The sequence below is a fragment of the Pauljensenia sp. 20925_1_27 genome, from assembly GCF_041432835.1.
GTDB lineage: Bacteria > Actinomycetota > Actinomycetes > Actinomycetales > Actinomycetaceae > Pauljensenia.
Genome location: NZ_JAPWAH010000044.1, coordinates 1 through 775, shown reverse-complemented (window position 1 = coordinate 775; position 775 = coordinate 1). Strand labels below are relative to the sequence as shown.

General features: G+C 65.8%; 1 protein-coding gene. It reads left to right on the top strand.

Features of this window, described 5'->3' with window-relative positions; all coding sequences use genetic code 11:
- Positions 1 to 62 precede the first annotated feature (62 nt).
- Positions 63 to 775, top strand: a 713-nt coding sequence (locus O3684_RS10200) for an IS3 family transposase (RefSeq protein ID WP_500066829.1), incomplete at its 3' end; no start/stop codon positions are given.

The following is a 775-nucleotide window of genomic DNA, read 5'->3' as shown; positions in this document are numbered from 1 at the left end:
AAGGCAGCGTTGCGAGAGTTGGCGGAGGGAAACTTCTAGGCCCGGCGCGCAGGCACGAGGCTGTGAACTACCTGGTTGGCCAGGGGTTTTCTCAGCGTCTTGCATGCCGCGTTGCCGGGCTGTCCCGGTCAGCGTATTGCCGAGCCCGCGCGGCGGGCGGGGCGAAAACGCTGCGTGATCATGGGCCTGTGCGCCAGTGGATGAACGATTTTGCCGCCACGCATCGACGGTGGGGCTATAAACGCGCCTGGGCGCGGGCCAAGAGCGAGGGCATTGTCATAGGGCGTGATACGTTCCGGCGCTTGTGGCGCGCCGAAGGGCTACGCGTGCGCCCGCGCAAAGCCCCCAAGCCTCGCACTGCGCCGCGCCTCCAGCGCCTGGTCAAGGCTAGCGCCCCGGGGCAGGTGTGGGCCATTGATTTCCAGTTCGACTCGGACTGGAAGGGACGCGTGTTCAAGGTCTGTAACCTCATCGATGAGTTCACGCGCCAGCACCTGGCTTTCCGCGTCGAGCGGCGCATGGGTGCCGTCGACGTGATCGAAATGCTTGACCTGGCTGCCCTGGCCCATGGGGCACCCCAGGTGCTGCGCGCCGATAACGGGCCCGAATTCATCGCCGCAGCCATGGGGCGCTGGGCCAGCGAGCATGACACGCTCCAAGCGTTCATCCCGCCGGGCCAGCCATGGCATAACGGGTTCGTGGAGTCCTTGCACAACCGCATGCGCGATGAACTCCTGGAGGACAACATGTTCGAGGACCTCAACCACGCGCGCGC